The sequence below is a fragment of the Ramlibacter sp. genome, from assembly GCF_035548915.1.
Classification (GTDB): Bacteria; Pseudomonadota; Gammaproteobacteria; order Burkholderiales; family Burkholderiaceae_C; genus Ramlibacter.
Genome location: NZ_DASZSE010000034.1, coordinates 1 through 22,291, shown reverse-complemented (window position 1 = coordinate 22,291; position 22,291 = coordinate 1). Strand labels below are relative to the sequence as shown.

Annotated in this window: 23 protein-coding genes and 1 pseudogene; 11 read left to right on the top strand and 13 right to left on the bottom strand. The window is 67.2% G+C overall.

Going from position 1 to position 22,291, the window contains the following annotated elements; all coding sequences use genetic code 11:
• Nucleotides 1-122: 122 nt before the first annotated feature.
• Nucleotides 123-1,316 carry an L-talarate/galactarate dehydratase gene (locus VHA82_RS12730; protein WP_325544152.1) on the bottom strand — a complete coding sequence of 398 codons (1,194 nt, stop codon included), beginning with the start codon at nucleotides 1,314-1,316 and terminating at the stop codon, nucleotides 123-125.
• A gap of 117 nt (nucleotides 1,317-1,433) precedes the next feature.
• Here VHA82_RS12730 and VHA82_RS12725 point away from each other — a divergent pair, with 117 nt between their 5' ends.
• Entirely contained in the window at nucleotides 1,434-1,832 is a 399-nt protein-coding gene (locus tag VHA82_RS12725) for a hypothetical protein (RefSeq protein ID WP_325544150.1), read from the top strand.
• Nucleotides 1,833-2,154: 322 nt separating this feature from the next.
• A complete protein-coding gene (locus tag VHA82_RS12720; protein WP_325544149.1) occupies nucleotides 2,155-4,194 on the top strand; it encodes an AAA family ATPase in 2,040 nt (679 codons plus the stop codon).
• A gap of 18 nt (nucleotides 4,195-4,212) precedes the next feature.
• On the opposite strand, the gene VHA82_RS12715 is transcribed toward VHA82_RS12720, so the two are convergent.
• Nucleotides 4,213-5,499 carry a sigma-54-dependent transcriptional regulator gene (locus tag VHA82_RS12715; RefSeq protein ID WP_325544147.1) on the bottom strand — a complete coding sequence of 429 codons (1,287 nt, stop codon included), beginning with the start codon at nucleotides 5,497-5,499 and terminating at the stop codon, nucleotides 4,213-4,215.
• Nucleotides 5,500-5,621: 122 nt separating this feature from the next.
• Nucleotides 5,622-6,218: a DUF2059 domain-containing protein gene (locus VHA82_RS12710; protein WP_325544145.1), complete on the bottom strand. Its 597-nt coding sequence runs from the start codon at nucleotides 6,216-6,218 to the stop codon at nucleotides 5,622-5,624.
• A gap of 151 nt (nucleotides 6,219-6,369) precedes the next feature.
• On the opposite strand from VHA82_RS12710, the gene VHA82_RS12705 reads away from it, so the two are divergent.
• Nucleotides 6,370-6,552 carry a DUF3606 domain-containing protein gene (locus tag VHA82_RS12705; RefSeq protein ID WP_325544143.1) on the top strand — a complete coding sequence of 61 codons (183 nt, stop codon included), beginning with the start codon at nucleotides 6,370-6,372 and terminating at the stop codon, nucleotides 6,550-6,552.
• A 204-nt stretch (nucleotides 6,553-6,756) separates the two neighbouring features.
• On the opposite strand, the gene VHA82_RS12700 is transcribed toward VHA82_RS12705, so the two are convergent.
• The 3 genes from VHA82_RS12700 to VHA82_RS12690 form a co-directional block, all read right to left on the bottom strand.
• On the bottom strand, nucleotides 6,757-7,542 hold the full coding sequence (locus VHA82_RS12700; protein WP_325544141.1) for an alpha/beta hydrolase: 786 nt from the start codon (nucleotides 7,540-7,542) through the stop codon (nucleotides 6,757-6,759).
• Nucleotides 7,543-7,696: 154 nt separating this feature from the next.
• Nucleotides 7,697-9,259: a wax ester/triacylglycerol synthase family O-acyltransferase gene (locus VHA82_RS12695; protein WP_325544139.1), complete on the bottom strand. Its 1,563-nt coding sequence runs from the start codon at nucleotides 9,257-9,259 to the stop codon at nucleotides 7,697-7,699.
• 20 nt (nucleotides 9,260-9,279) lie between these two features.
• The gene (locus tag VHA82_RS12690; protein ID WP_325544137.1) at nucleotides 9,280-10,524 is read right to left on the bottom strand and encodes a GNAT family N-acetyltransferase; all 1,245 of its coding nucleotides are present in this window, start codon (nucleotides 10,522-10,524) and stop codon (nucleotides 9,280-9,282) included.
• On the opposite strand from VHA82_RS12690, the gene VHA82_RS12685 reads away from it, so the two are divergent.
• Both VHA82_RS12685 and VHA82_RS12680 read left to right on the top strand, forming a co-directional pair.
• Entirely contained in the window at nucleotides 10,523-12,190 is a 1,668-nt protein-coding gene (locus VHA82_RS12685) for an NAD+ synthase (protein WP_325544135.1), read from the top strand. The genes VHA82_RS12690 and VHA82_RS12685 overlap by 2 nt on opposite strands.
• A 22-nt stretch (nucleotides 12,191-12,212) precedes the next feature.
• Nucleotides 12,213-12,551, top strand: coding sequence for a P-II family nitrogen regulator (locus tag VHA82_RS12680; protein WP_325544133.1), 339 nt, complete (start codon nucleotides 12,213-12,215; stop codon nucleotides 12,549-12,551).
• Between the two features lie 92 nt (nucleotides 12,552-12,643).
• Here VHA82_RS12680 and VHA82_RS12675 read toward each other — a convergent pair whose 3' ends face one another.
• The 7 genes from VHA82_RS12675 to VHA82_RS12645 form a co-directional block, all read right to left on the bottom strand.
• Complete coding sequence (locus VHA82_RS12675; RefSeq protein ID WP_325544131.1) at nucleotides 12,644-13,237, bottom strand: TIGR00730 family Rossman fold protein; 594 nt, start codon at nucleotides 13,235-13,237, stop codon at nucleotides 12,644-12,646.
• Nucleotides 13,234-13,638, bottom strand: a complete 405-nt coding sequence (locus tag VHA82_RS12670) for a diacylglycerol kinase (protein ID WP_325544129.1) — start codon at nucleotides 13,636-13,638, stop codon at nucleotides 13,234-13,236. The genes VHA82_RS12675 and VHA82_RS12670 overlap by 4 nt, the downstream gene beginning before the upstream one ends.
• Nucleotides 13,639-13,733: 95 nt before the next feature.
• Nucleotides 13,734-14,255 (bottom strand): hypothetical protein, encoded by a 522-nt coding sequence (locus VHA82_RS12665; protein WP_325544127.1) that lies wholly within the window; start codon nucleotides 14,253-14,255, stop codon nucleotides 13,734-13,736.
• 137 nt (nucleotides 14,256-14,392) lie between these two features.
• Nucleotides 14,393-14,887, bottom strand: a complete 495-nt coding sequence (locus tag VHA82_RS12660; RefSeq protein ID WP_325544125.1) for an RDD family protein — start codon at nucleotides 14,885-14,887, stop codon at nucleotides 14,393-14,395.
• The gene (locus tag VHA82_RS12655; RefSeq protein ID WP_325544123.1) at nucleotides 14,884-15,570 is read right to left on the bottom strand and encodes a DUF3106 domain-containing protein; all 687 of its coding nucleotides are present in this window, start codon (nucleotides 15,568-15,570) and stop codon (nucleotides 14,884-14,886) included. The genes VHA82_RS12660 and VHA82_RS12655 overlap by 4 nt, the downstream gene beginning before the upstream one ends.
• On the bottom strand, nucleotides 15,567-16,010 hold the full coding sequence (locus VHA82_RS12650; protein WP_325544121.1) for a DUF3619 family protein: 444 nt from the start codon (nucleotides 16,008-16,010) through the stop codon (nucleotides 15,567-15,569). The genes VHA82_RS12655 and VHA82_RS12650 overlap by 4 nt, the downstream gene beginning before the upstream one ends.
• Nucleotides 16,007-16,573, bottom strand: a complete 567-nt coding sequence (locus VHA82_RS12645; protein ID WP_325544119.1) for an RNA polymerase sigma factor — start codon at nucleotides 16,571-16,573, stop codon at nucleotides 16,007-16,009. Before VHA82_RS12645 ends, VHA82_RS12650 begins: the two co-directional genes overlap by 4 nt.
• 207 nt (nucleotides 16,574-16,780) lie before the next feature.
• Between VHA82_RS12645 and VHA82_RS12640 the strand changes: the two genes are divergently transcribed.
• From VHA82_RS12640 to VHA82_RS12615, 6 genes and pseudogenes are all read left to right on the top strand, one after another.
• Entirely contained in the window at nucleotides 16,781-18,553 is a 1,773-nt protein-coding gene (locus VHA82_RS12640) for an acetolactate synthase 3 catalytic subunit (RefSeq protein ID WP_325544117.1), read from the top strand.
• 167 nt (nucleotides 18,554-18,720) lie between these two features.
• Nucleotides 18,721-19,212 carry an acetolactate synthase small subunit gene (gene ilvN / locus VHA82_RS12635; protein ID WP_325544115.1) on the top strand — a complete coding sequence of 164 codons (492 nt, stop codon included), beginning with the start codon at nucleotides 18,721-18,723 and terminating at the stop codon, nucleotides 19,210-19,212.
• A 49-nt stretch (nucleotides 19,213-19,261) separates the two neighbouring features.
• A complete protein-coding gene (ilvC, locus tag VHA82_RS12630) occupies nucleotides 19,262-20,278 on the top strand; it encodes a ketol-acid reductoisomerase (RefSeq protein ID WP_325544112.1) in 1,017 nt (338 codons plus the stop codon).
• Nucleotides 20,279-20,584: 306 nt separating this feature from the next.
• Nucleotides 20,585-21,136, top strand: coding sequence for a hypothetical protein (locus tag VHA82_RS12625; RefSeq protein ID WP_325544110.1), 552 nt, complete (start codon nucleotides 20,585-20,587; stop codon nucleotides 21,134-21,136).
• Between the two features lie 10 nt (nucleotides 21,137-21,146).
• Nucleotides 21,147-21,947, top strand: a complete 801-nt coding sequence (locus tag VHA82_RS12620; protein WP_325544108.1) for a hypothetical protein — start codon at nucleotides 21,147-21,149, stop codon at nucleotides 21,945-21,947.
• A gap of 155 nt (nucleotides 21,948-22,102) precedes the next feature.
• Nucleotides 22,103-22,291: pseudogene (locus VHA82_RS12615) on the top strand (hypothetical protein); the annotation flags it as partial.

Below are 22,291 nucleotides of genomic sequence, written 5' to 3'. Positions count from 1 at the left end.
CGCAAGCCAAACGCATCGCGCTTCGCGGCACTCGCGCGCGGCCCGGGCTTCACACGGCGTCGGCTTGGGATTCATCTGCCGTCTGGACAATTGAGCGTGGGCGGAAAACCGCCGTGACTTGCTCAAGAGCGCCGCCCGAACTCCACTTGCTCCGCCTGCCAGCGCAACGCCTGCTCCGACAGACTGAAGCCGAGCCCCGGGCGGTCCGGCAGCCACATGCGGCCGTCCTTCAGCGTGAGCTGCTCGTTGAAAAGCGGCGCGAGCCATTCGAAATGCTCGAGCCACGGCTCGAGCGCGTAGGCCGCCGCGAGATGCAGGTGGATCTCCATCGCGAAGTGCGGCGCGAGCTTGCGGCGATGGAATTCGCCGAGCGCCATCACTTTCAGAAACGGCGTGATCCCGCCCACGCGAGGCGCATCGGGCTGGATGAAATCGGTGCCCGCCGCGATGAGCCGCGAATGCTCCTCGAAGCTCGTGAGCATCTCGCCGGTGGCGATCGGCGTGTCGAAACGCTGCGCGAGCTGCCCGTGGCCTTCGTAGTCGTGCGCGTCCAGCGGCTCCTCTATCCAGGTGAGATCGAACGGTTCCAGCGCGCGGCACGCGCGAGTGGCCTGCGGGCGGTCCCACTGCTGGTTCGCGTCGACCATCAGCGGGAAGCCGTCTCCGAGCAGCTTGCGCACCGCGCCCACGCGCTGGAAGTCCACCGCGAGGTCCGGGTGCCCCACCTTGATCTTGATGCCGCCGATGCCGCTTTCGCGCGAGATATCGACGTTGCGCAGCACCTGGTCGAGCGGCGTGTGCAGGAAGCCGCCCGAGGTGTTGTAGCACTGGACCGAATCGCGATGCGCGCCGAGCAGCTTGGCGAGCGGCAGCTTCGCGCGCTTGGCCTTCATGTCCCAGAGCGCCACGTCGAAGGGCGCGATCGCCTGCACCGTCATGCCGCCGCGGCCCATCGAGGCGCCGGCCCACTGAAGCTTCGTCGCGATCTTCGCGATGTCGTTCGGGTCTTCGCCCAGCAAGTTGGGCGCGATTTCCTTCGCGTGCGCGTACATGCCGGGGCCGCCGGCGCGCTTGGAATAGCCGAAGCCGAGGCCTTCGTGGCCGTCGCGCGTGCGAATCTCGCAGAAGACGAACGCGATTTCGGTGAGCGGCTTCTGCACGCCCGTGAGCACCTTGGCGTCGCTCACGGGCGTGGCGAGCGGCAGGTAGGCGAGTGCGAGGCGCACCCATTCGATGCGGTCCGCGGTGTCCGATGCGATGCGTGCATCGGGTGCGGCTCGTGCATAGGAAACGGCGCTGGCGTCGACAACGGGCATGCTCGGCCTCCGGGTGCGAGTGCCGACATTCTCTTCCATGCCGCGCCCCGTCGATCTGTCACGGCTTGCTACACCGGGCGCACGCGGCATGCGGGCCGTGGCAAGCTGGACGGCACGATGAAGCTGATCGTCACCGTCCGCCACCAGAAACGGCACCTGCGCGTGGGCGTGACCGGGCAGTGGGAATACAACGACGCGCTCTCGCTCGCCTACCAGCTGAAGGCGGCGGCCCTGCGCGCGGGGGAAGACCACATGGTGCTCGACTTGCGGCAGCTCGGCGCTTCACCGGGCGTCGAGGGGCCGTTTCTCATCGGCGATCGGCTGCAGCGCGTGCTGCCTGCGGGCTTCGCCGTGGCGGTCGTCGCGACAGCGGAACTCGTGGACGTCGATTCGAATCCACTCGCAGGGACTCCTGGAATGGCTCGCTTCGACACGGAGCGAGCGGCGCTCGCGTGGCTCGAAAAAATCCCCCGGTCCTTGCGTTCCGAGGGACAAACAGCCGGGAAAGAAACTTGAAAAGAAACCCGGCCACTTATTTGGATCGCGCCCGCGCCGTTCGGTTCCTAGGGTAAATCCCGCTCGCTGCCAACGCACCGCGCAAAGACGTGAATTTCTCACGTGGCCGTGTCGTGCCCGGCCGTGGGGCGGCTGCGCCGCTCGCCTCGCGAGCGCCGATTCTGTAGGATGCTTCTGACAGAAGGAGTCTCACCTCCGGCCAACGCGCTTCGCGCGGCGGCTCCACAACGCTCCCTCGTCGGCAGGAACGCCCATGTCCGAATTGTCCTCTCCGAAAGAAACCTCCCCAACCCCCGAACGCGCCTCCCGAGGGCTCGCCGCCGTGCGCAAGGCCGCCAACCGCGTGCAGGACTGGTTCACGATCCAGTCCACCGCGGTGCGCGTGCTGGTGCTGAGCGTCTTGCTGCTCATCCCCCTCACGGGCACGTATTCGTTCGTGGTCTGGCAGCGGCAGGCCGCCGTGGCTGAACAGCTGAAGGCGATGAACGACGGCTCCTCGGAGGCGCTCTGGACGCTCGACGACCGGCTGCCGGTCGTCTTCGGCACCGGCTCGATCCTCGGCTTCGTCGAATCGCATCCGATCGAGCGCATCACGGTGGTCTACAAGCCGCTCATGTGGAACATCTCCGAGCGCATCGTGCTCATCGAGTCGCAGGGGAAGAACTACGCGTACTACCCGAGCGACATGGAAACGAAGATCTTCTCGGACAAGGCGGTGAACGCATCGTGGGGATCGAAGATCGTCTTCATCCCGCGCTCCGAGCTGAGCGTTGCGGGCTCGGCGATGCTCGAACGCCTGGACGAGCGCTTCGGCAGCGCCCGCCCGCAGTCCGAGAAGGACGGCTGGAAGGCGGGCGTGAGCGGCGCGCTTTCCGCCGCGCTCAGCCTGGGCCTGCTCGCCTTCCTCGCGTTCCAGCTGAAGGGCCAGTTCAAGTCGCTCAAGTTCATCGAGCCCCACCAGGTGCAAGGCTCGATCGACGACCTGGTGGGCATGCAGGACATCAAGTCCGAGGTGTTCCAGATCAAGGACCAGTACGAGCGGCGCGCGAAGTACGCCGAATACGGCGTCGACAAGCCGTTCAACGTGATGTTCAGCGGCCCCGCGGGTACGGGCAAGACGAAGCTCGCGAGCTACCTCGCCAAGCAGCTGAACCTGCCGATCCTCTTCCATTCGGCGGCCAACCTGGAAACCGGCTACGTCGCGGGCGGCTCCAACACGCTCGGGCGCATCGTCGGCATGGCGAGGCGGCGCAAGCGCTGCATCGTGTTCCTCGACGAGGCGCAGGACCTGTTCATGAAGCGCGGGGGCCATCGCAAATTCGACGACGACACGCAGAATTCACTGCTCGCGATTCTGGACGGCGTGCGCACGCGGCACGATGCGGAGATCATCTGGATCGTCGCCTCGAACTTCAACAGCGAGACGATGCAGATGGACGAAGCCATGCTGCGCCGCTTCCAGATGAAGGTGGATTTCCGCCTGCCCAATCGCGAGGAACGCCTCGCGATCGTGGAGCACTATCTGCAGCGGCGCGCGGACAAGGTCGAGGCGCGGATCGACCTCAGGCACATCGTCGAGGTGACCGAAGGGCGCAGCCCCGCCGACCTGGAGACGATCGTGAACCAGGCGGGCATCACGGCGGTGCAGGCGGGCGACCTCATCACGTCCGAGACGCTGATGCAGGCCGCCGAGCGCGTGCTGGTCGGCAACGTGAACACGAATACGACGAAGGAACGGGAGAGGGACCGGCGCATCATCGCGATCCACGAGTGGGGCCACTTCCTCGTGGATTTCGAGCACGAGCGCAGCAAGGCCGGCGGCGACTGGGAAGCCGTCCTTGCGGAGATGAAGACGCTCAAGATTTCGCTGAAGGCCAATCCGCGCAACAACGCGCTCGGCTTCGTCTTTCACAAGCAGGGCGCCAATCTGCTGAAGACGAAGTCCGACATCGAGCACGACGTGAGAGTGCTCCTGGGCGGCATGGCCAACGAGGAGCTCTTCTTCGGCGAAGAGGGCACGACCAACGGCGCGCACAACGACATCACGCGCGTGACGAAGCTGCTGCACCATGCCGTGGCCGAGATGGGCATGTATCGCAAGACGCGGCTGAACTTCGGCGCGCTCTCGAGCGATGCCGGGCGCAACCTCGATGAGGAAACGCGCGGGATCATGGAAACGCAAAGCGAGCGTCTCTACGCGGAGACGAAGACCCTGCTTGCCAGGCTGAAGCCGCTCACGGAGCACCTCACGGGCAAGCTGCTGGAGCAAGGCGAGATGAGCCTGAAGGAGGCGCTGTTCGAGATTCGCAGTTTCGAGGCGGCGTGCTACAGCTTCAATTCGAAGGTCGGGCTCGGGGCCTGAAGGCGTTCCCCCCGCGCTTCAGGCCGAGGCGCGCGGCGTGATGCTGTGCTTGGCCATCAGCCGGTACATCGTCATGCGCGACACGCCCAGATCGCGCGCGGCGAGCGACACGTTCTGGCTCGCGCGATCGAGCGACAGCGCGACGGCGTCCTTCTCCGCTTGCACGCGGATGGCCTGAAGGCTGTCGATCGGCCCGGCGGCCTTCGCCTCGAGGCCGAGCTCCTCGGGCCCGATCAGCCGCCGCTCGGCGAGCACGAGCGCCCGGCGCACGCGGCTCGAGAGCTCGCGCACGTTGCCGGGCCACGCGTGCTCCTTCATCGCGGCGAGCGCGCGGCGGCTGAAGCCGCGGGCGATGCTTGCGCGCGCGGACGCGGCCGTCGAGCGGAAGTGATGCGCAAGCGGCTCGATGTCTTCCTTGCGAAGCCGCAGCGGCGAAAGCGTCAGCGGGATCACGCTCAGGCGAAAGAAGAGGTCCTGCCGGAAACGCTTGGCGTGGACCGCCTCGGCAAGCGAGGTCTCGCACGCAGCGACCACGCGGGTGGCGCCGCTGCCGTCGCGCCCGAGCTTCGTGCGCAGCACGCTCTGCTCCGCGAGGAACCTCACAAGACGCGCCTGCGCGCCGAGCGTCAGGTGCGCGACGTCGGCGAGAAAGAGCGTTCCGCCGGCCGCCCGGGCGAAGCGTTCGTGCGCGTCCTCGCCGAGGGTCGCGCAATCGATCGCGACGAACGGCCCCGCCGCGTGCGACGAGCAGGCGTGCAGCGCGCGCGCGACGCGTGCCTTGCCGGTGCCGTATTCGCCTTCGATCAGCACGCACGCGTCGCTCGCGGCGCTGCGGCGCACGAGGCGCCTGAGCTGCGCGGTGACAGCGCTGCGTCCGACGAGTCCGAGGTCGTCCGCCGCCGTCGCGAGGCAGCGGCGGCGCAGCATCGCGCGTCCCCAGGCGTGGCCGAGAGACTGCCCGAGAAACCGCGGATCGGCGGGGTGCGTGTGGTAGTCGAACACGTGGTGCAGCACCAGCTCGCGCAGCCACTCGCAGGATTCGAGCGCGCCGCGCGGCAGGAGCGCCACCCATTCGCACGCCTCGCTGCATTCGCGCAAGGCTTCGAAATCCTGAGTGAATTCGCGCGCGCCCGCCTCGATCGCGAGCAGGGCGACCAGGAAGTCCTGCCCCCGCATGAGCGCGCGCGCCGCCTTGAGGCTCTTCGCGTGCACCACATCCCAGCCGAGGTCCGCGAGCAACGCGAGCAGGTCGGCGGGGCCGGGGCGCGATGCGACTTGCAGGAGTTTGCGGCGGGGGGTGGACATCGCGGTGGACATCGCGGTGGGCTCGGTGCGGTTTCGCGCCCGAGTAGACCGTGCCTCACCCGCCCGGCGTGCCCGCGCGGGTCGCGAAGCGGCGTCGGAAAACGCCGCCAGCCGTGGGCCGCCTACCGGCTTGCCGGCCGGGCCGGCTGCCTGGCGGCCGGCACGGCCGGGCTCGACGCAGCGCCTTGCGGCGGGACCCCGAGGTGCTTCGCCATGCTTTGCTCGAGCGTGCGCACCTTCGGCTCGATCGTGGGCTTCACGTCGGTCACGAGCTTGTCCACCAGCGCCTTCTGCATGTCGGGGCCGAGCTGCTGGAACTTGACGTACACCGGCGACTCGAGGAACGCCAGAACCTGCTTCAGCTCGTCCTCGGAGAATTTTTCTTCGAGCAAGGCGCCGACGGTCGAGGGGGCGAGCTTCACCGCGCGGTCCTTCGCGAAGGGCACGGCCTCGTCGAGGTACTTCTTCACGTCGGCATCGATCTCCTTGGCCATCGCCGGGTGCTTGTCGGCCGCGACGCGCTGCGACATGTACTGGTCCGCGCGCACGACGAGCCCGCGCGCCGGGTCCTCGACCAGGTTGCGGGCGAGCGCCTCGATGCCGGCTTGCTGCACTTTCAGGATACGGTTCACGAGGTCCTTCTTGGCCGGGCTCGACTGGGCCTGCGCCGCGCAGCAGGCGGCGACGAGGGAAAGGACGATGAGGGATTTCTTCAGCATGGGCGGCATCTTACCGTCGCGCACCGACAAGCCCGTCCGTTCGTCCTACACACCGCAAAAGGGAATTCGCACGGCCGGTCGCAGCGCGTGCCGTCGCAATGCATTCCAGGCGCGCGCCACGATCGCACCGCAACCCAAGGAGGAACGTGCCATGTTCGAAGATGCGGGGAGTGCGGCGGCGAACGAATCGCTGATCCACCTGGAGCAAGCGTGGGAACGGCGCGACTGGTGCAAGTGGCTGCACTGCAGCGAAGAGGAGCTCGAAGAAGCGGTCATGTGCGTCGGCAGCGACCCGGACAACGTGCGCCGCTTTCTGCGGCAGGCGCGCGGCTGATCGCGCGGGCCCACCGCACATGGCACCGGCCCCGCGTTCCGCGGCTGTCGGAGAAATGCGCGAATGCGCACGGGCGTTCGTCCTACGGCAGGAACCGGGCTGGCCCACCAACATCGGTTCGGGGCAGACCCTGTTGCCCCGATGCCTTGGAATCTTCCGCCCGGCCGTGGCCGGGCTCTTTTTGTGCGGTCGGCGAGGCGGCCCTCACGCGCGGTGCGGATCGGGATAGATCAGCGCCTTGATGCCCAGGAGGCCGGAGCGGTCGAACGGCTTCCACTCGCCTTCGGCCTGTGCGAGCCGGTCGGCCACCGCCCACCACGCGCTCGGGTTCAGGCCCATGCCGAAATGGCTTGCGATCACTTCGATGTTTTCGGTGCGCGCATGATCGGGCGGCTGGATGCTGCCGCGCCATGCGACGACGCCATCGCTGCGCGAATAGATGCTCGTGGTCGGCACGGGAGGCGCCTCGCTGAGCGCGCCGCTGCGCCGGTGTTCCTCTTCGGCGCTGCGTCCGCTCGCCAGCTCGTAGATGCGCCACGCGTTGGTCGCCTTCGGGGGCGCCGCGAAAGGCGAGCCGAGCGTCACCACGCAGCGGACGTTGTCTTCGAACTCCTTCGCGAGCTCGCGCGCATAGACGCCGCCCAGGCTCCAGCCCACGAGGCTCACCTTGCGGCCGCTCGACTCGCAGGCATCCCGCAGCTCGCGCCGGATCGATTCCAGCACGCCTGCGCGCGGGCCGAAGTTGAAGCCCTGGCGCCAGCCGTGGGCCTCGTAGCCGAGATACGCGAGGTAGCGGCGCAGCGGGACCGTGGAGGCGTCGCCCGCGGACAAACCCGGGAACACCATCACCGCATGGCCGTCGCCCCGCGGCGCGCGATGCAGCGCGGGCCAGGCGGCCAGCACCGAGCCGAATTCCCAGGGCGCGCGCAGCTCGAGCGCGAGGAGGCCGAGGTGCGGCGGCTTCAGGTCGGAGTCGGCATCTGTTGTCATGGGGGAAATTTCCTGACGGGTCACTGTACGGCAGTTTGTCATGGCGCGCTGCGCAACCTCGCGTGGCCGCCGCTCGCGCGAAGAAAGTCCTCGCAAACCTCGTTCATTTCACAGGCGTGGCCATCCGGCGAAGGCCCGGATGAGCCAGAGGCCGTCATGCGGCCTCGGCCACGGCCGCGCGCTTGCGCGCGACACCTGCGGGGGCTTTCGTTGCAGCCTTCTTTGCAGGCTTCTTGCGCGGCGGCTTCGTCTCGGGCGCCTGCACGTCGGGCGCGGCGAAGAGCCCCTTCGCTTCTTCGAATGCATGCTCGAGCGCCGAGGCCAGGTCATGCACGTGCGGGACGGCCTTCCTGTCCGCGATGATCCCGAAGTCCACGCGGCCCGCGTACGTCTGGATCGTGATGTTGAGCGCAAGACCGTGCATCACGATCGACAGCGGATGAAACGTCACCATGCGCGCGCCGGCCAGGTACAGCGGCACCTGCGGCCCGGGCACGTTGCTGATCGCGAGGTTCGCGATCGCAGGCAGGCGCTCCGTGATGCCCGAGCGGCCGTAAGTCCTGAACACCGCCTTGCCCGCGCCGCCCACGAGCCAGGGTGCGAAGAGGGACGGGTAGTCGGTGGGCAGCACGGACTTGAGCCCGGCGAGCGCCTCCTTCACCTTCGCGGTCGATTCCAGGATCGCATTCATGCGCTTCAGCGGATTGCCGATGTGCGTGCCGAGCTGCACGACGGTGATCGACGCCTGGTTGTTCAGCTCCTTGTTGCTTTCCTCGCGCAGGCTCACCGGCATCGCGGCGACCAGCGGCTTCTTCGGCAGCGTGCCGTGCCGCGCGAGGTAGTCGCGCAGGGCGGTCGCGCAGATCCACAGCACGATGTCGTTGAAGCTGCCGCCGACGTTCTTCGCGAGCGCCTTGCACTCGGCAAACGGCAGCGTCGCGGTCGCGAACGCGCGCTGCGGCGTGATCCCGACGTTGAAGATCGTGCGCGGCGCGAGCTGCAGGGGCATGCGCGCGCGCAGCCCGTCTCCACCGCCCCGCACCGATCGGCGCGCGATCGTGCCGCCGAGCGACGAGGCCGCGGCGGGCAGCGAGCGCGCGAGCTTCGCGTACTGCACGAGCGAATTGGAGAACACCGCGCCGATCATCTCGCCGATCTTCAGCTCGCTGGCCTTGCGGGGCCTCCCCGCGTCGTCCGGCGGAGCCACTTCGCGCGGCGTCGGGCCGATGTCGAGGATGGCGTTCGCGAGCACGGTGCCACCCTTGCCGTCGAGCGCCGCGTGGTGGATCTTCGAGTAGAAGCCGGCGAGCCGTCCCGCGTGCGGCATGTCCGCTGGCGGCCGGATGTCGTCGAAGATGTGGAACTCCCACAAGGGATGTTCACGGTCGATGAGCCGCGAATGCAGCTTCGCCGCGGCGGCCTCGGCCTGGCGCACGGTGAGCCTGCGCCCGGGCGCCTTGTGGATGTGGAAGTCGAGGTCCACCTGATCGGCCTCGACCCAGATCGGATGGCCGAGGTCGAACGGCATGAAGGCGAGCCGCCGAGTGAAGATCGGGGCGAGGTGCATGCGCCGTGCGATGTGCTCCTTCACCGCGCGGTGGAAGCTGCCCTTGAAGCCCGGCGGCAGCTCGTAGAGGCAGAAGGAGCCCACGTGCATCGGCGTCTCGGGTGTCTCCAGGTAGAGAAAGGTCGCGTCGAGTCCGCTCAGGGGTTTCATGCAGGTGTCTCCTTCCGGGTTCAGCCCTTTTCATTGCGAAACGGGCTGCGTGCTTCGAGATGTTCGAGGTAGATCGAGATTCCACTGTCCTCGCGTTGCAAGAAGCGCTCGACCGCGTCCGCGAACGCGGGGTGCGCGAGCCAATGCGCGCTCGTGGTCTTCACCGGCATCAGCGCGCGGGCCATCTTGTGCTCACCCTGCGCGCCGCCTTCGAAGCGGCTCATGCCGTGTTCGATGCACCACTGCAGCGGCTGGTAGTAGCACGCTTCGAAGTGCAGGCAGTCCACGCGTTCGAGCGCGCCCCAGTATCGACCGAATGCCGCCGTGCCGCCGAGCGCGATGAGGCTCGCGGCGATCGGGCGGCCTGCTCGCTCCCCGACGAAGAGCAGCCAGTTCTCCGGCATGTCGCGCTCCATGCGGCGGAAGAAGTCGCGCGTGAGGTAAGGCGGATTGCCGTGTTCGCGGTACGTGCGCTGGTAGCAGCGGTAGAAGAAATCCCAGTCGGCGCGAGCGATGTCCGCGCCGCGCGACCAGCGAAAGCTCACCCCCGCGTCGTGCACCTTGCGGCGCTCCTGGCGAATCTTCTTGCGCTTGTCGTGCGAGAGGCTCGCGAGGAAGGCGTCGAAGTCGGGCCAGCCCGCGGTGGCGCCTCCGGGCCGCTCGAAGGCGCAATTCGCCTCCTCGGGGGGCGGCGCGGTAGACGAAGCGGCACGCGCGGGGGCTTGGTTGATCCAGTGGAACTGGACGGTGTGGCGAAGCATCAGGCCGGCATCCACGCATGCGGCCACGTCATCGTCGTCACCGAACAGCAGATGCAGCGACGACAGCCGCTCGGCCTTGCAAAACGCAAGCAGCGCCTTCACCAGCGCCCGGCGCGCGTGATCGTCCGCCGCCGCGAGGCGCGGCCCCGGCACGGGCGTGAACGGCACCGCGACGAGGCCCTTCGGGTAGTACTCGAGGCCGTGCTGCTCGTACGCATGCGCCCACGCCCAGTCGAACACGTACTCGCCGTAGGAGTGATCCTTCAGGTAGAGCGGGCACGCCGCACGCAGCTCGTTGCCGCGCCAGAGCGTGATGAAGCGCGGCGTCCAGCCCGTATCGGGCGTTGCGCTGCCGCTTTCGTGGAGCGCGGCGAGGTACTCGTGGCGCATGAAAGGCGCCTCGTCGCGAGCGATGAGCGCGTTCCACTCGCCGGCCGGGATCGCCTGCGGCGACTCGAGCACGCGGGTAACATAGTCCTTCGGGCTGTCCAACAATTTCGCCATGACTCTCAAACTCTGCATTGCCCAGTTGAACCTGCTGGTGGGCGACACCCTGGGCAATGCGCAAAAGATCATCGAAGCCTCGCGCGCAGCCTACGCCGCGGGCGCGCGGCTGGTGGTCACGCCCGAGCTGTCGATCTCCGGCTATCCGGCCGAGGATCTCTGGCTGCGCCCCGCGTTCACCGCCGCCTGCGATGATGCCGTGAAACTCGTCGCCCGCGAACTCGCGGGGCTGAAAGGCCTGCATGTCACCGTGGGCCACCCGCACGGCATCTCGCTGGGCAGCAAGTCCGTGCAGGTGCAGCACCGCTACAACGCGCAGAGCGTGCTCAGCGAAGGCCGCGTGCTGGAAACGTACGCCAAGCGCGAGCTGCCGAACTACCAGGTGTTCGACGAGTACCGCTATTTCGCGCGCGGGCAGGGCAGCTGCGTCTTCCAGGTGGAGGGCGTGAACGTCGGGCTCATCATCTGCGAGGACGCGTGGTTCGAGGAGCCCGCGCAGCTCGCGGCCGCCGCGGGCGCCGAGCTGCTGGTCGTGCCCAATGCCTCGCCCTTTCACGTCAACAAGAGCGAGGAGCGCGTCGCGCGCATGGCCGAGCGCGCGCGCGCGGTCGGCATGCCGCTCGTGTACGCGCATCTGGTGGGCGGACAGGACGAGGTCATCTTCGACGGTGCGTCGTTCGCGGTCGATGCGGACGGGTCGCTTGCGGCGCGCGCGCCGGGTTTTCGCGAGGACCTCTTCTACGTGGATGTCGAACGCAGCGACGCGGGCGGGTTGCGTGCGTCGGGCCCCATCGCGCCCGATCCGCCGGGGGAAGAGGAGCTCTGGCATGCCCTCGTGCTCGGCGTGCGGGACTATGTCGGCAAGAACGGCTTTCCGGGCGTGCTGCTGGGGCTTTCGGGCGGCATCGACTCGGCGCTGGTGCTCGCCGTCGCGGTCGACGCGCTCGGGCCGGACAAGGTGCGCGCGGTGATGATGCCCTCGCCTTTCACGGCCGACATCTCGTGGATCGACGCGCGCGACATGTCGAAGCGGCTCGGGGTGCGGTATGACGAGATTTCGATCGTGCCGGAGTTCGAGGCCTTCAGACAGTCGCTCGCGAAGGAGTTCGCCGGGCTGCCGCAGGACACGACGGAAGAGAACATCCAGGCCCGCATCCGCGGCGTCTTCCTGATGGCGCTATCCAACAAGTTCGGCAGCATCGTGCTCACCACCGGCAACAAGAGCGAGATGGCCACGGGCTACTGCACGCTGTACGGCGACATGGCCGGCGGCTTCGCGGTGATCAAGGACTTGCTGAAGACGACCGTCTTCAAGCTTGCGCGGTGGCGCAACGCGAACGATCTGTACGGCACCGGCAGCAATCCCATACCCGAACGCATCATCACGCGTCCCCCGAGCGCGGAGCTGCGCGCGGATCAGGTGGACCAGGACAGCCTGCCGCCTTACGAAGTCCTCGACGCCATCCTCTCGCGCTACATGGAAAACGACCAGGGCATCGAGGAGATCGTGGCGGCCGGCTTCGACCGTGCGGTGGTGGAGCGCGTCGCGCGGCTCATTCGCGTGAACGAGTACAAGCGCAGGCAGGCGCCGGTGGGCATCCGCGTCACGCACCGCAGCTTCGGCAAGGACTGGCGGTATCCGATTACTGGTAGATTCAAGTCATAGGCGACAAGAGGAGCCGAAGCATATGAAGCAGATCACCGCCATCGTGAAGCCGTTCAAGCTGGAGGAAGTGCGCGAGGCGCTCGGCGACTGCGGCGTCACCGGGCTCACCGTGACCGAGGTCAAGGGCTTCGGACGCCAGAAGGGCCACACCGAGCTCTATCGCGGAGCCGAATACGTCGTCGATTTCCTGCCGAAGGTGAAGGTGGAAGTGGTGGTGAAAGACGAGGACGTGGATCGTTGCGTCGATGCGATCGTGAAGTCCGCCCGCACGGGCAAGATCGGCGACGGAAAGATCTTCGTGACGAGCGTGGAGCGCGTGGTGCGGATTCGAACCGGGGAACTCGACGAATCCGCGGTGTAGGCGGGGGATGCCTGGCGGCCGGCTCCCGCTCCCTCTCCCCTCGGGGGAGAGGGTTGGGGTGAGGGGCGGCCTTGCGATGCCGCAGCGACCGCTCAGATCTGCGAAAAATCGGTCTGCGGCGCGCTCATGCCCGCCGCCTGCACGAGCTCCGCGAGCAGTGTCGCGGCATCGGCATTCACCCGCACCAGGTCCATCTGCCAGTCGCTCATGAACCCATGGGCCACCGAACCGCGCAGGAACTGAAGCAGGGAATCGAAATAGCCGCCCGAATTCAACAAGCCCACCGGCTTGTCGTGGTAGCCGAGCTGCCGCCACGTCCACGCTTCGAAGAATTCCTCGAGCGTCCCGATCCCGCCGGGCAGTGCGACGAAAGCATCGGCCCGCTCGGCCATCATGCGCTTTCTCTCGTGCATGTTCGCTACCACGTGCAGTTCGGTGCAATCGCGCTTGGCCCATTCACGCTCGACCAGTGCATGCGGAATCACGCCCACCACTTTCGCACCGTGCGCGAGCGCGGCATCGGCCATCACACCCATCAGGCCGTTGTTGCCGCCGCCGTAGACCAGTTGCCCGTCGTGCGTGCCGATCCAGCGGCCCACTTCGGCGGCGAGCGCCATGAAGCGTTCGTCGTTGCCTGTGCGCGAGCCGCAATACACGCAGATCGAAAATGCGGGCCGGGTCGTCATGCGCCGAACTTCTCGATGAGCGCCGCGATCCAGATGCCGGTGGCGAGCACCACGCTCAGCAGCACCGCGGCGCTGCCCATGTCCTTGGCGCGTTTGGAGAGATCGTGCCACTCCGGTCCGATCCGGTCGATGGCGGTCTCGATGCCGGTGTTCAGCAGCTCGATGATCATCACGATCAGTACGGAACCCGCGAGGAGCGCGACCTCCACCCAGGTCCTGCCGATCCAGAAGGCGGCCGGCAGCAGGACGAACGACGCGATGGCCTCCTGGCGAAACGCGGTCTCGCCCCAGCCCGCGCGCAGCCCCGCGAGGGAGAACCCCGCGGCGTGAAGGATGCGGTTCAGGCCGACGCGGCGCTTCTGCGCTTCGGCGGGGCTGATGGCTTCGGGAACGGTCGACATGGCGCCGATTGTCGCCGACTCGTGTGGCACTTCGGCGCCGGCATCCTCATGCCGCGCAGCAGCGCGGCGCAGGCGTTCGGTCTGAATCAGCTGGATCAGCGAGCGACATTCGTCGCGGCCCCGGGGCTTCCATGAAACGTGACGGGGACTTCCAGTCCGGACTCGTGAGCCTGCTGGCCGGCAGCCTTGACGTCGTTGTATGCCTCCTCAAACGCTTTCCCCGCTTTGCATGCCTTCTCCCAGAGCTCTGCCGCCTCCTTCCCGGGGGGGCCGTCCGAGTCCGACACTTCCTTACCCATTGCAGTGGCAACACTCCGACCAAGAACCCAGGCCCTGAGTGCGCCGTCGTTTGCGTGGCTTGCCTTGTAGTTTTCGAAAGCCTGGCTCGCCTGGCTATCTTCAAGCTTTGCTTTCGTTAACCGTGCGCGCGCGCTGCTCAGCACTTCTTCTGCGACTTGCGCAGTGCTCATGTGGCTTGTCGCCGCCGTGAATTCCGACCTGCCGCCGCTATCGGATGACCTGCGTTCGGAGGGGGCGGACACGGACTGCGGGTTGCCAGACTGCCCGAGTTCAGTCGAATAGACTTGCGGCGTGCTGGCATCATTCACTCTCAACATTGCGATACTCCAAGTACGGTTGGGGGAGCCGCCAATGTCGGCAGGCCGGAGCGTTCTGGACATCATTCAGAAGTCTTGCGGGCAGCAAGGGCGTGTCGAAGCCTGCCTCGTGCAGCCCCAGTGCGCGGGGGAATCCATCAGCGCGGCGCGTGCACCAGCCGCGTCCCCGCCATCGCATCGTGCAGGAACTGCCGCTCGGGATGGAACCGCGACAGCAACGCCCAGAACGCCACCCATCCCACGAACACGATGCCCACTTCGGCCAGCCCGAAATGCTTCGACTGCAGGGCCGCGAGCGGCGGCAGCACCCAGAGCCAGCTGAAGATGTAGCGCATCAGCGCGCGCCCCTGAGTGAGCCGCCTTCCGTGCCGATCCACCACCTTGATGTTCCAAGTCCGCATCGCAAGCGTCTGCCCGCGCGACCAGAACCCCGTGCAGTAGATGCCGAAGACGACGAAGAGGAAGGCATCGAGCAGCCAGCGCCGCTCGTCGATGCCGCTTCGCATCTGCGCGGCGACGCTGAAGACAAGGCCCGCGGCGAACACCACGCCGAAAAGCAGGATGCCTTCGTACACCCAGCACGCCATCCGGCGCGCAAGCGGTGGCGCGGTCAGATCGGGCGCTTCGTTCAATTGCGCGGCGCGGCGCCGCGCTGCGGCAAAAGCGTGTTCTGGTCGACCTGATTCGGCGCGACCGCAATGCCGGGCGTGTGGCTCAGCTTGCGCTGCGGCACGCGCGCGAGCTTCCCGGACGGCACCGGGCGCACCGCGGGCGCGGTGGGCGGAGGCGGCGGCTTCGCCGCGGCGGCGCCGGCGGCGAGCTTGCGCTTTTCTTCCGGCGGCAGCGCCTGGTAGGCCTCCCACGCGGCCTTCTTGTCGCGCGCGGCGACCTTCTTCGTTTCCGCGAAATTCAGGCGCGCCTGGGTTCGCTGCTGCGGACTGAGGGCCGCCCATTCGGTCATCCGGCTGTGCAGCCGCGCCTGGTCACTGGCGGTCATGGTGGGATAGTTCTTCGACAGCACCAGCCATTTGCGCTTGTGGGCTTCCGACAGGGAGCGCCAGCTCGCCGAGAGCGGACCCAGGGCACGCTGCTGGGCCGGCGTGAGCTCGGTCCAGGCGGGGCGGGATTCGTCGCGCGGCGTGGCTGAGGATTGGGCGGCGTGGCCCTGCTGCGAGGCGCGACCCACCGCGCGGCCGGCGGCTGGGGTCTGGGCCTGAGCCGAGAACGAGCCTCCCGCAGGCGCGGACGAAGCAGTGTCCGGTAGCGCGAAGACAGCCGCCGCAAGGCACAGCGCGAAAGCGGCGATTCGTCTCATCGGCGCGGCGCGGCGGAGCCCCCTTGCGCCAACTGCAGGAATTGCACGAACCCCGGGTCCGCGTAGGCGGCTGGCGGCAGGTCGTCCACGAGGAGCGCCACATCCACTTCCGCGAGTTCGGAAGCGCGGCGATCCTGCTGCACGACGTGGATGAAGACGAGCCCCGCGGCGAGCACCACGAGGGGCAGCGCGGAGGCGATGCGGCCCCAGAGGCCGAGTCCTTCCTCGTCGAAGCCGAGCGCCGCGGCGCCGCCAGTCGCAAGCACATGCGGCACGAGCCTCGGCTGCAGGCGCTTGCGCGCGGCCACCGCCCGCGTGCGAGCGGCGCGCAGCCGTTCGGACACTTCGTAGGGCAGCTCCGCCGCGCCGACCGAAAGCCGCGCCGCAACCCGCCGTCCGAACCGGTCGGCTGCCGCCTGATTTGCCTGGGTCGTTGTCATAAATGGATTCCCTTCGCCTTCAGCGCCTTGCTGAGGGCCTGGACCGCGCGCGAACAATGCGTCTTGACACTGCCTTCCGAGCAGCCCATGGCCGCGGCGGTTTCGGCGACGTCCATGTCCTCCCAATAACGCATCAAAAACGCCTCTCGTTGACGCGCGGGCAATTCCAGAATCTCCGCTTCGATCTGCCGCAGGGTCTGCGCCCGGCGCGTCGCATCCTCGGCGCTCTCCGACTGCTGGGATGACTCCTCGGCCGAATAAGTTTCCAGCAAGTCGAAGTCGCCGTCATCCCCCGCGGCTTCGAAATCGCTCAGGTTGGAGAACAAAGCATTACGCGTCTTTTGCCGGCGAAACCAGTCCAGGGTGCAGTTGGAGAGGATTCGCTGGAACAGCATCGGCAGCTCCGCGGGCGGCTTGTCGCCGTAGTGCTCCGAGAGTTTCATCATGCTGTCCTGCACGATGTCGAGGGCGGCCTCCTCGTCGCGGACGTGATAGACCGTGCGCTTGAAGGCCCTTCTTTCGACGCCCGCCAGGAAGTCCGATAGTTCGCGTTCGGTGGCCAAGGCGCAGAGGTCGGTCGCTGGGTGCGGATGGGAAACGGCGGATTATCGTGGATAATCCACCCGGCAAGTCAAAAGGCAAACGAGCCCGGGTCCGGCGCAGCGACTGGCGCGCCCATGGCACGAGGTTCCAAGTTCCGACGCCGTCTCATGAGGGCGAAGCGAAGGAGCACCCAAAGGTTTTTGGAAAAACCCGAAAGGTTGATCGACATGGAAATCTCCAAGGCGGAAATCTCCGCCGCCGCCGGCACAGGCGGCAACCCCCTCGAACTCCGCGGCGCGGAAATCCTCGTGAAGGCCCTGCAGGCCGAAGGCGTGAAGTACGTCTGGGGCTACCCGGGCGGCGCGGTGCTGCACATCTACGACGCCTTCTACAAGCAAGACACCATTCAGCACGTGCTGGTACGCCACGAGCAGGCGGCCGTCCACGCGGCCGACGGCTATGCGCGCGCCACGGGCGAAGTGGGCGTGGCGCTCGTCACCTCGGGTCCCGGCGTCACGAACGCGGTCACGGGCATCGCGACCGCCTACATGGATTCGATTCCAATGGTGATCGTGACCGGCCAGGTGCCCACGGCCGCCATCGGCCTGGACGCCTTCCAGGAATGCGACACCGTCGGCATCACGCGCCCCGTCGTGAAGCACAACTTCCTCGTGAAGGACGTGCGCGACATGGCCATCGTGATGAAGAAGGCCTTTCACATCGCCCGCAGCGGCCGCCCCGGCCCGGTGGTGGTGGATATACCGAAGGATGTGTCCTTCAACAAGACGGCGTGGTCGGGCTACCCGGACCGGCTCGAGATGCGCTCGTACAACCCCGTGCGCAAGGGCCACGGCGGGCAGATTCGCAAGGCGGTGCAGCTCCTGATGTCGGCGAGGCGTCCGTACATCTACACCGGCGGCGGCGTGGTGCTGGGCAACGCGACGAAGGAATTGCGCGCCCTGGTCGACATGCTCGGCTACCCCTGCACCAACACGCTCATGGGGCTTGGCGCCTACCCGGGCACGGACCCGAAGTTCCTGGGCATGCTGGGCATGCACGGCACGATCGAGGCGAACAACGCCATGCAGAACTGCGACGTGCTGCTGGCCGTGGGCGCGCGCTTCGACGACCGCGTGATCGGCAACCCGAAGCACTTCGCGCAGAGCGAGCGCAAGATCATCCATATCGACATCGACCCTTCTTCCATCTCCAAGCGGGTGAAGGTCGACATCCCGATCGTGGGCGACGTGAAGGACGTGCTCGCCGAGTTCGTCGCGACCATCAAGGAGTCGGGCGCGAAGCCCGATGCACAGGCGCTCGCCGCGTGGTGGGCGCAGATCGACGAGTGGCGCGGGCGCGATTGCCTGCGGTACGACCGCGGCAACAAGGACGTGATCAAGCCGCAGCTCGTGGTCGAGACGCTCTGGAAGCTCACGAAGGACGCCGACGCGTACGTCACTTCCGACGTGGGCCAGCACCAGATGTGGGCCGCGCAGTTCTACAGGTTCAACGAGCCGCGCCGCTGGATCAATTCGGGCGGGCTCGGCACGATGGGCGTGGGCATCCCGTATGCGATGGGCATCAAGCTCGCCAAGCCCGAGGCCGAGGTGTACTGCGTGACGGGCGAAGGCTCGGTGCAGATGTGCATCCAGGAGCTGTCGACCTGCCTGCAGTACAACACGCCCATCAAGATCGTGTCGCTGAACAACCGCTACCTCGGCATGGTGCGGCAGTGGCAGGAACTCGACTACGAGGGCCGCTACAGCCACAGCTACATGGACGCCCTGCCGAACTTCGTGAAGCTCGCCGAGGCGTATGGCCACGTCGGCATGCTCATCGAGCGTCCGCAGGACGTCGAGCCGGCGCTGCGCGAGGCGCGCAAGCTGAAGGACCGCACGGTGTTCATGGACTTCCGCACCGACCCGACGGAAAACGTCTGGCCGATGGTGAAAGCGGGCCGGGGCATCACGGAGATGCTGCTGGGGTCGGAGGACTTGTGAGTTGCCCCGTCGTCCCCGCGAAAGCGGGGACCCAGTGGCTTTCGTGCGGAAGACACTGCAATCCCGCCTTCGCGGGAATGACAGCGGGCTGAAGACGAATCTATTGGCTGCCGAGCCCGCCGCTTACCGGCTGCGGGGGAGGGCACCGAAAAGAGGAATCGAGAGAAATGAAACACATCATCGCCGTGCTGCTGGAAAACGAACCCGGCGCACTCTCCCGCGTGGTCGGCCTGTTCTCGGCGCGCGGCTACAACATCGAATCGCTCACGGTGGCGCCGACGGAAGACCCGTCTCTCTCGCGCATGACGATCCAGACGACCGGCTCGGACGACGTCATCGAGCAGATCACGAAGCACTTGAATCGCCTGATCGAAGTCGTGAAGGTCGTCGATCTCACCGAGGGCTCGTATACCGAGCGCGAGCTCATGATGGTGAAGGTGCGAGCGGTCGGCAAGGAGCGCGAGGAGATGAAGCGCATGGCCGACATCTTCCGCGGGCGCATCATCGACGTGACCGAGAAGAGCTACACGATCGAGCTCACCGGCGACCAGTCGAAGAACGATGCGTTCCTGGAAGCGATCGAGCGCGGCTCCATCCTCGAGACGGTGCGCACCGGCGCGAGCGGCATCGGCCGGGGCGAACGCATCCTGCGCGTGTGACGGCATTGCATTCACCACTTACCCCAACAGATTTTTCCCGGAGAGAACCATGAAGGTCTATTACGACAAGGACTGCGACCTGAGCCTGATCAAGGGCAAGACCGTCGCCATCATCGGCTACGGCTCGCAGGGCCATGCGCATGCGCAGAACCTGAACGACAGCGGCGTGAAGGTCGTGGTCGGCCTGCGCCCCGGCGGCGCGAGCTGGCCGAAGGTGGAGAAGGCGGGTCTCAAGGTCGCGGCCGTTGCCGAAGCCGTGAAGCAGGCCGACGTCGTGATGATCCTCCTGCCCGACGAGCAGATCGCGCAGGTGTACAAGAACGACGTCGAGCCGAGCATCAAGCAGGGCGCGTCGCTCGCTTTCGCGCACGGCTTCAACGTGCACTACGGCCAGGTCGTGCCACGCGCCGATCTCGACGTGTGGATGGTCGCGCCGAAGGCGCCCGGCCACACGGTTCGCAGCACCTACACGCAAGGCGGCGGCGTGCCGCACCTGGTCGCCGTGCATCAGGACAAGAGCGGCCGCGCGCGCGACCTCGCACTGTCGTACGCCATGGCCAACGGCGGCGGCAAGGCGGGCATCATCGAAACCAACTTCCGCGAAGAGACCGAGACCGATCTCTTCGGCGAACAGGCGGTGCTCTGCGGCGGCACGGTCGAGCTCATCAAGGCGGGATTCGAAACGCTGGTGGAGGCCGGCTATGCGCCGGAGATGGCGTATTTCGAATGCCTGCACGAGCTGAAGCTCATCGTGGACCTCATCTACGAGGGCGGCATCGCCAACATGAACTACTCGATCTCCAACAACGCGGAGTATGGGGAGTACGTGACCGGTCCGAAGATCGTGGACGAGCGCACGAAGGACGTGATGCGCAAGGCCCTGAAGGACATCCAGACCGGCGAATACGCGAAGAGCTTCATCCTCGAGAATCGCGCGGGCGCGCCGACCCTGCAGTCGCGCCGCCGCCTCATGGCCGAGCATCAGATCGAGGTGGTGGGCGAGCAGCTGCGCGCGATGATGCCCTGGATCAAGAAGAACAAGCTCGTGGACCAGACGCGCAACTGAGGCCAGGCTGCGGTGGGGAAGTCGCCATCCGGGGAAGAGCCGCCATTCCGGGAAGAGGCTCATTCCGGGAAGAGCCGCCTCGGGAAGAGCCTCACCGGAGCTGAAGAGCCGTCATCCCCGCCAACAGAGTCATCCCCCACCGAAGAGCCGTCATTCCCGCGAAGGCGGGAATCCAGGGCGTCCGGAAAGCCTTGCATTCCCGCCTTCGCGTCGCCTTCGCGGGAATGACGATGCTGCCATTTCCACTAAGGCCGCTAGGCATACGCCCTAAGGTTCGAAGTCGCGCGGCCTTCAGACTTCGTACCCATGATGCGAATCTTCTCCCGCGTCCTTGGGACGGACGCACGCAACTCCCGCGGCCGCGAAGCCCAGGCCACCCTGCCGCCGGTGCAAGCCGACGAGTCGGACGAGCATGAGCTGTCGCAGTTCACCACGGACTGGGACGACCTCTCGGGCCTTCACGTGCTCGAAACCGAACTCGTCGCGACGACGGCCGACGACATGCACGCGCCCATGGGCGGCCTGCTCGCCCGCCTGCGCGATGCGCTCGGCCTGGACGCGGTCTTCGTCTCGCAGACGCTCGGCGGCCAGCGCGTGGTGCGCGAAGCCTCGCATGCGGCGCAGTGCGACCCGCTGGAAGAAGCCTACTGCCTGCAGCTCCTCGCCGGCCGCGGCGTGCGCATGAGCGGAGCGGCCGTCGCGATGCCCGTGATCGGCCTCGACGGCCGCGTCTGGGGCACGATCGCCTCCTCGGCGCACGGGGACGACGGCGCCGAGCCGCTCAAGCGCGCCGCCCGTCTCGTGGGCGCCGCCATCGAACGCCACACCGCGCAAGCCGCGGCACCGCAACACCACTGATCCGCAGTTCATGAGAAGTACCTCCCTGGTTGTCCGGGGCGGGGCGCGGTGCCTGCTGGCCGCTGCCGTCGTCCTTTCCTTCGCAGCCTCCGCGGCCCCGCAAGCCTCCGCAGCCACCGACGCGGCCGCGCGCCTCGCGCTCGTGCGTGCGGCCGCGCAGAAGGCGGATCTGCAGGATGTCGGCCTCGACTGGCACGACCTCTACGGTGTGATCCACGCCGAGTCGGGCTGGGTCGGACGCGACGGCCTCGGCCGCAACGGCGTCGTGAGCCGCGGCATTGCCCAGTTCGAGCCGGCCACGGCCAAGGCCGTGGGCCTCCAAAACCCCAACGATCCGGCGCAGGCCGTCCAGGCGGCGGCCGTGCTGCTGCACGAAGCGGCGCAGTGGAGCGCGCGCAAGCTGCAAGGCGTGCCGCTCGCGCCCGGCGAATGGGCCGTGCGCCTGCGCGAAGGCGTGTCGGTCTACTACAACCTGTCGTCCAGGGCCCGCAGCGCGTGGAACGGGATGAACAGCCAGGCGATGCCGCGCGAGACGCGGCTTCACATCCGCAACGCGCGCGCGGGCGCGCTGATCGCGGCGAAACTCGACGCCATACCTGTCCCGAGCGTGCCTGTGGTCGCTGCCGCACCCCGTATCGTGCCTGTCGATGTTGGCATCGCTTCTGCGCGAAAGCCTCGTCCTGTTCGTACCGCGGGCCCTGCCGTTGCCGTGCGTGTGCCGACAGTGACCGTCGCCGGCATACCGAACTTGCACCGAACGCAATCGGCGATGCGCCTGCCGCAAGGCATGATCGAGTGGTCGCGTAGTTAGTCGATCCGAGTCCGGCCATTGAGGTTTCTCTGGTAGCCTCGCGCCTCCATGAGTTCCCACGACGGCGCCTACAAGCTGCTCTTCTCGCATTCGCGGATGGCGAGCGGCTGGCCGAGCCGGAGCAACTGGGGCGGCTGCAGGAGGTCACGGCGCGCTTGGCGCGGCAGCTCAAAGCGCCGCACAATACGGCACTCAGGCGCGCTTTCGCGGTGTGGATCAAGCGCGTGGTGCTGCGGCACCTGCCGGAGGGCGAAGAGCCGGCGCAGGTGCAGGACTTGACGGAGATTCCGGAGATGATCGGCGAGCGAATGGAGCGGTGGAAGCAGCAATTGCTGCAGCAAGGC